Source organism: Tepidibacter mesophilus (genome assembly GCF_002724055.1).
Lineage (GTDB): Bacteria > Bacillota > Clostridia > Peptostreptococcales > Peptostreptococcaceae > Tepidibacter_A > Tepidibacter_A mesophilus.
The window spans coordinates 108,494-115,370 of record NZ_BDQY01000007.1; the positions used below are offsets into that span (position 1 = coordinate 108,494).

Annotated in this window: 7 protein-coding genes; 4 read left to right on the plus strand and 3 right to left on the minus strand. The window is 27.1% G+C overall.

Translation table 11 applies throughout. The features are described from left to right. Positions 1–48 precede the first annotated feature (48 nt). Positions 49–705 (minus strand): hypothetical protein, encoded by a 657-nt coding sequence (locus Tmeso_RS06810; protein ID WP_099189529.1) that lies wholly within the window; start codon positions 703–705, stop codon positions 49–51. 422 nt (positions 706–1,127) lie between these two features. On the opposite strand from Tmeso_RS06810, the gene Tmeso_RS06815 reads away from it, so the two are divergent. The 4 genes from Tmeso_RS06815 (at position 1,128) to Tmeso_RS06830 (ending at position 3,159) form a co-directional block, all read left to right on the plus strand. Then, positions 1,128–1,592, plus strand: a complete 465-nt coding sequence (locus Tmeso_RS06815; protein ID WP_099189531.1) for a hypothetical protein — start codon at positions 1,128–1,130, stop codon at positions 1,590–1,592. Positions 1,593–1,948: 356 nt separating this feature from the next. Continuing rightward, positions 1,949–2,494, plus strand: a complete 546-nt coding sequence (locus tag Tmeso_RS06820) for an RNA polymerase sigma factor (protein ID WP_099189532.1) — start codon at positions 1,949–1,951, stop codon at positions 2,492–2,494. A 25-nt stretch (positions 2,495–2,519) separates the two neighbouring features. Continuing rightward, entirely contained in the window at positions 2,520–2,747 is a 228-nt protein-coding gene (locus tag Tmeso_RS06825) for a BhlA/UviB family holin-like peptide (protein WP_099189534.1), read from the plus strand. Between the two features lie 190 nt (positions 2,748–2,937). Continuing rightward, positions 2,938–3,159: an SH3 domain-containing protein gene (locus Tmeso_RS06830; protein WP_187296262.1), complete on the plus strand. Its 222-nt coding sequence runs from the start codon at positions 2,938–2,940 to the stop codon at positions 3,157–3,159. Positions 3,160–3,287: 128 nt separating this feature from the next. Here the strand turns inward: Tmeso_RS06830 and Tmeso_RS06835 are convergent, their stop codons facing one another. Together Tmeso_RS06835 and Tmeso_RS06840 are read right to left on the minus strand one after the other, a co-directional pair. Continuing rightward, entirely contained in the window at positions 3,288–5,300 is a 2,013-nt protein-coding gene (locus tag Tmeso_RS06835) for a methyl-accepting chemotaxis protein (RefSeq protein ID WP_099189538.1), read from the minus strand. Between the two features lie 16 nt (positions 5,301–5,316). Continuing rightward, a complete protein-coding gene (locus Tmeso_RS06840; RefSeq protein ID WP_099189540.1) occupies positions 5,317–6,507 on the minus strand; it encodes an HD-GYP domain-containing protein in 1,191 nt (396 codons plus the stop codon). Positions 6,508–6,877 lie beyond the last annotated feature (370 nt).

Genomic DNA, 6,877 nt, shown 5'->3' on the forward strand with positions numbered 1-6,877 from the left:
TTAGTTTGCTAAATTTTCAGTTGTACAAAATTTACGTAATAGATTTTTTTAGAAAAAACTTCTAACAGTAAATAAATTTATTGATTTAGAAAATGAAACCCCTGATGAAGTTCCTCCACCAATACCTGGTCCCACTTTAAGTTGAACAGTAACATTATCTCCATCTCCAGCTACACTAATATCACCAATAGGAGTGTTTGCTGAACCAGATTTAGTCCATCCACTTAATGCTTTTTCATTTCCATTTACAAATCCAATAGTAACTCCCGCATCCATATCTGTTCCTGCTACACTTGAACCAGATACACTGTTAACCATTGATAAAGTCCATGTTTTTTTAGACTTATTATAACTTAAAGCAAACGAACCAGAAGTCCCTCCACCAATTCCAGCACCTAAATCTATATCTAATCCTATATAAACAGTGAAACCACTCTTTGACTCATTTTTAATTTTTGCAGTTAAATCATAGTCTCTTGATTTTACAATAAATTGTTTATAAATTGCAGGATCAAAACATTTTTTATTAGCTCCTATTTTATAGTATAGTGCTTCTCCTGGTAAACGTTTATACTTTTCACTTAAATCTTCTATTCTCCCAGTTGATGGTTTGAAATACACTCCTGTATCAGGATCATAACATGTTTCTTCCCCAGGTAATCTCGTCATTCTACTTCTTAATCCACTTGCAGTTGCAGTTTGCATAATACATCTCTCCTTTTTATTTATAATATTTTTGAAGACTACTTTAACTAGTTGTTTTGTCTTACACTTAATAAAGACGTTTTTATTTCAAAAATGTAAACCTCAAATTATAATATTTCAAAATTTATTAAAAATAAAAAGTCATCTCCGTTTTTGAAAATGACTAAAACATTCCTAATATGCGATTTGAGTAAATTGAATGTTTATTGAGATTAATTGGGTATTCAACCCCTTTTTTTTGATATTTATAATAGCCCTTTTGCATCATATCTTCCCAAATAAGTTGAAATTATAGAAAATATAAGTATAATTTAATATAAATGAAAAATATGTATTATTTTGTATAAAAATTTAATTTATATAAATTTAATTTGTAGTTTTTAAGATATTTCTGAACTCGATTTTTTATAGGAGGTTTTATAATGATATACACAGTTATGATAGATGGTTTTGAAGAACAAAAAATTCAAGTGAAGGTAGGAGGCATAAAAAGTCCTCGTTTATTAATCAATGGTGAAGTTGTACCAAAAGGTAAAAAAAGAAAGATGGCACTTCGCAAAGATGATGGAAGTGAAGTTGTTGCTACTTTCAAGAATAGTTTTTGGGGTTTAGGTGTGCCTAACTTAGTCATAGATGGTGAAGAAATCCAAGTAACAAAGCCTTTGAAATGGTATATTCAAGTATGGTGTTATATAACAGCACCTCTTATTATAATAGGAGGTGCGTTAGGTGCATCACTTGCAGTAATTGCATGTAGTACCAATATGGTTATTTTTAGATCCTCCATGAATATCATTGTAAAATATATTCTATCATTGATAGTATCTTTAATAGCTATTGGGATGTATTTATTTATGGCCTATATGGCAACACAAGCATTAAGATAGAATTATAAAATAAAAAAAGTAAGCTACATACCATATGTTGTGAATTAAACCCAAATACTAGCCACTCAAAAAGTGGCTAGTATTTGGGTTTTTTATTTTATATAAAGAATATAGAAAAGACCATGATGCTGTAATCTGCACATGGTCTTTTTTTATTAAAAATTAAAAAAATCAAAATTTTCTATTATAATGTCTTTTTTCATTTCAAAAAAACATATATAAATATGACATGAACAAAGAAAATAGTGGAATAAAATGCACTAAAATACAAATAATGAATTTCAATGTTTACATATTCCCTAAATACAACGTCTTTGATAGATAAATTTAAATATTTGACTTAGGGGGATAACTATATGAATGAATCTATTAGAGAATTAGTTGAAAAAGCAAAGGGCAAGGATAAAGAAGCTTTAAATCAGATAATAAGTAGATTTAAAGGAACTATTAAAAAATTTAGCAACCAGCTAGGATATGAGGAGGCAGAAACAGACTTAATTATAGGTTTAATAGAGACAATTTGCAAAATAAAATCAAGTAATTTAGAGTTAAAAAATGACGGTGCAATTACAAATTATATATATAATTCTATAAAAAATAAAAAAACAGAATTATATAGAAAATATGTAAAGGGAATTAATGAGAGTTTAGAAATAAACCTAGAAATTATAGAAGATACATCAAATTATCAAGTTGAAGATAAACTCTTTATTGATGATTTATTAGATTTATTGACTGAAATTCAAAAAATTATTTTAGTAGAAAAATTTATTAAAGGATATTCAGATGCAGAAATAGCTAGTAAGCTTCATATTTCGAGACAAGCTGTAAATACATCTAAAAATAAAGCATTAAAAAAACTCAAAAGATATTTAGATAAAGAAAAATATATATTAGCTTAAATTTGATTAAAAAAAGGGGGAAAACATGGAGAATAAAATAATAGAACTAGCTTCAACTCAAGGAATATGGGCAGCTTTAAGTGTTGCTCTTATTTTCTATATTCTAAAAACTCAAGAAAAAAGAGATCTTAGGCAAGAAGAAAGAGAACAAAATTATCAAGGAATTATATCTAAACTTACTGATAAGCTCAATATTGTTGAAGATGTGAAAAAGGATGTAGAAGAGATTAAAAATTATGTATTTAAAAAATAGCTTTATATATAATTTACTCTATTTCGACTACAAGTAAAAGATTTAAAAAAAAGTTTAAGTAGAGGTTTACAATTTTAGTATACATTTCATCTTTATATAGTGAGAAGTAAATAACCGGTTAAAAATTCTCAAGATGAAAATTATAAAAGCAAATATTAAAAATTATATGAATAAAAAGGAGATGTTTATTATGGCAGGTTATGTAGCAACAAAGTATTTAGATATCGAGGCTATGCCAGGGGCTAATAGTTACCCAGGAACAGTTGATTTAAATGATCCTAATAGTCACTTAAATGTTAGAGAGGAACCTTCAACAAGTGCATCTATTATTGGAAAATTAAACGATGGAGATAAAGTAACTGTTTACTTTGATCGTAAGGTTCCTAAAGGCTGGTCAAAAATTTCTTTCTAATTAGATTATGTAAAATTCCTATTATGTAAAATTAAGGATATATAATTTCCTTAAAGTCAAAAAAGCTTAATAAAGACATATGTCTTTATTAAGCTTTTTAATATCTACAATTATATGATATATACCTACTATAGTTTAAACTTAGAGATACTAATCTGCATTTCTTCTGCTAATTTGGATAAATCTTCACTAGCATTCTTAATTTGTTCCATAGAGGCACTTTGCTGCTCAACTGATGCAGAAGCTTCCTCTGTTCCCGCTGCATTTTCTTCTGAAATAGATGAAAGACTTTCTATAATATCAATAATTTGATCTTTTTTAGTTTCCATTTCATAACCCGATTGATTTATAACTTTTATTGCTTGCTTCATTTTTTCAATAGAATCTGCAATTCCTGTGAATTTTCTATTAGTTTTTTCCACACTATCTGTTTGTGATTTTACAATTTTTCCTACTTCCTGCATTGTATTAACTGCATGTACGGTTTTGTTAATAAGATCTTGAATAACAATTGATATTTCATCTGTAAAAGCATTAGATTGCTCTGCTAACTTTCTTATTTCATCAGCTACAACCGCAAATCCTCGCCCTGATTCCCCTGCTCTTGATGCTTCTATAGCTGCATTAAGTGCTAATAAATTGGTTTGATCAGCTATACTTTTAATCATTTGACTTGCTTTTTCAATTTTTTCTACACTTTCATTTGTATTTATTATGCTATCATGCACCTCTTTAGATGCTTTATTGTTAAGATTAGTTTTTTCTACTAGATCCTTTAATACTTCTAGTCCTTCATCCTTCAATATACTAACCTCATCGGCCGAAGTATTTAAGTCTATTAGATATTTTTGATCTTTTTCTATTAAATTTCCTAGTTCATTAATATGGATTACACCATCTTCTGTATTTTTAGCTTGTTCATTTGCTCCATATGCTATCTCTTCTATAGTTCGTGCTACTTCATCTGCAGCTATTGATGATTGCTGACTAGTAGAAGTCAGTTCTTCTGATGAGTATGCTACCTGTTCAGATTTATCTAATATATTCTTGATTAAATCTATAAAATTCATTTGCATTTTTGATAAAGAATTCGCAATTAATCCTATTTCATCTTTACGACTTAAATATTTAACAACCTTTGATTTTTCATCAATTGTTAAATCATATTTGGATAATTTATCTATTATTTGAGATAGTATTTTAATAGGTTCCGTAATCATTCCACTTATAAAATAAGTAATAATCATTCCTATAAAAATAATAATACATGTTATAATCAATAAACTATGTTTCAATTCATTAACACCTGATAAAACTTCATTTTTTTCTATCTCTACGCCGATTACCCAAGGGCTATTTTTTACTGGTGCGAACCCTACCATCTTTACTTTCCCTTTATACAAATATTGATCTACTCCTGATTCTCCCTTTATCATATGTTCTTCTAATGTTCTAGCAAATTCTACTGAGTCAGAATTATTTTTTGCATCTTCAATAGGATTGAATCTTTTAATAACTAACTCTGTATCTTCATGTCCTGTAATTATTCCTTGTCTATTAATTGCATAAGCATAGCCTTTTTCGCCACAATTTATGTCTTTTGTAATTTTGCTTAAAGCTAAACCATCTTTCCATCCATAAAATACTCCTATAATTCTATCATTTTCTTTCACAGGTGTAGAAAAGATAAGTATTGCCCCATCACCTAATTTGCTAATTATTATATCTGAAAAAGATGTTTTTCCATTCAATGCATCTTTATAATATTGTCTGTCTTTAATATCTATTATTGTCTTATCATAATCAAACAGTTTAGACTGTCCGTTAGTATCTGCTATTGCAAATCCCGTATATCCACTTCTTTGAGCTTCTTTTTGCAAAAAATCTACCTTTTCTTCCCAAGAAATATTTTCGTCAATTATAATAGGATTTTGTGCGATTGTTTCAATATATAATTTTTGTGTATTAATACGAGCCTCAACATATTTGGTTGCCTCAATAGTAGTATTTAATAATGTCTCTTCAGTTTTTGATAAAAGTGCTTTTGAAGCATTTTTTATAGATAAAAATCCTAATAACCCCGATGAAATAAACAGTATCATTGTTAAAATAATAACTAATCTAATTTTAATGGATTTCATATTTATTTCCTCCTATTTAGTATGTCGATAATTTTAATAAATCTACAGTTTTTCCATCATCAGTTCTTATGATTGGACGATGAGGTGCTTCAATAAAATCTGTAAATCCTATAATCTTGCCTTTCAAGTTTTTATTAATCATTATTTTTTCTCCTATTTTGTAAAAAGTACTTCTACTTATAAATATATTTAAAATATCAGAATCGAATTGTTTTCCTTTGTTCTGCCAAAGTTTCCTTATAGCTTCATTAGGTAGCATCCCATCATTATATAAATAACCTCCAACCATAACATCATAAGATTGGCATATAGAAAGAATTCTTCCAAATAAACTTATTTCTTTGCCTTTTTTCCTTTTAGGTCTACCATTTCCATTATAATATTCATGTCTATCTAAAACACCATAAATAATCGAATTTTTTCTAAGTAGTGGTGTCTGTAGAGAAACCCTCATAAAAATTTCTATTTGTTTAATCAGTACTTCCATGCCATCCTCTCGATTTCTTAAGTAATTTTCAAAGGATTCTTTGCTTATTTCAGTATAGCCTATATCTGAAAATAAAGCAGCAAGTCCCAAATCAATAAGATCATTATCGCTTAATTCAAGAGTTAATCCAATCATCAATGCCATAGAAGCTGTGTTTATACTATGTAAAAATAATATATCTTTATATTCTTTTAGTCTCTTTATTAATTTTTTTAGACTATTATCATTTAATATTGTATTTATTAACTTTAGTTTTACTAACTTAGCTCTTTTCTGTGATTTAATAGATTCTAACTTAGTTTCAAATGAAGCGAAAAATGACTGATTATAGAAAATATCTATGTTATTATTTGATATTTTAATGCCATCCTCATTTTTGTTTTCGTTATATTCTTTTGCTTTTTCTTCAGGGAATAATAGATTCGGATTTATTGGAAAGATAAGATTTTTATTATATTGAGATATTATATCTTTTAAATTTTCTTTAAATTCTATTTCTTTAAATTCTTTATTATCAATAAAACTTCTAAACTGTTCTAATGAAACTGAAACTAAAACTGAAATATCATTAGAACTATGTCTTTTAATTTTTCTAATTAAATCTAAGGATAATATTTTGTATTTATCTATTAACATCAACCCATCCACTCTATAAATTGGATGTAAAACAATATCTCCTGAAACAAGATCTTTTATCTGTTTTTTTATATAATTATTCACCAAATCCCCTCCTCTTTTTACAAAGCATAAATCTAAACTTAATTCATATGAAGTTTTTAGTTACATAAGTTAATTTTTAACTTTCGAATAAAATATTCTTTATATTTTATAATTTCGACATATTTACTAATTTTCCTTCAAAGTTTATGTAGATATTTAAGGTATAAGGTAAGTTTTAACAGTTCGACGAAATTCCTTTTTATGCAAATGTTGCGAAAATAATACAATATATTGAACTAATTACTATAATAGTGCAGTTTTATTTGAAATTTTTTACAGTTATATAACCAAAGGGATTCCTATGCAATTTTCAGAGTATCAAAAATTTTATTGATAGGTTCACCTTTTATTGCTGCATTGTAAATACTAA

What these genes read in the sequence shown, in the direction of transcription:
- Tmeso_RS06815 (WP_099189531.1), top strand. Translation starts at nt 1,128, where the DNA reads ATGATATACACAGTTATGATAGATGGTTTTGAAGAACAAAAAATTCAA.
- Tmeso_RS06810 (WP_099189529.1), bottom strand. Translation starts at nt 705, where the DNA reads ATGCAAACTGCAACTGCAAGTGGATTAAGAAGTAGAATGACGAGATTA.
- Tmeso_RS06820 (WP_099189532.1), top strand. Translation starts at nt 1,949, where the DNA reads ATGAATGAATCTATTAGAGAATTAGTTGAAAAAGCAAAGGGCAAGGAT.
- Tmeso_RS06825 (WP_099189534.1), top strand. Translation starts at nt 2,520, where the DNA reads ATGGAGAATAAAATAATAGAACTAGCTTCAACTCAAGGAATATGGGCA.
- Tmeso_RS06830 (WP_187296262.1), top strand. Translation starts at nt 2,938, where the DNA reads ATGGCAGGTTATGTAGCAACAAAGTATTTAGATATCGAGGCTATGCCA.
- Tmeso_RS06835 (WP_099189538.1), bottom strand. Translation starts at nt 5,300, where the DNA reads ATGAAATCCATTAAAATTAGATTAGTTATTATTTTAACAATGATACTG.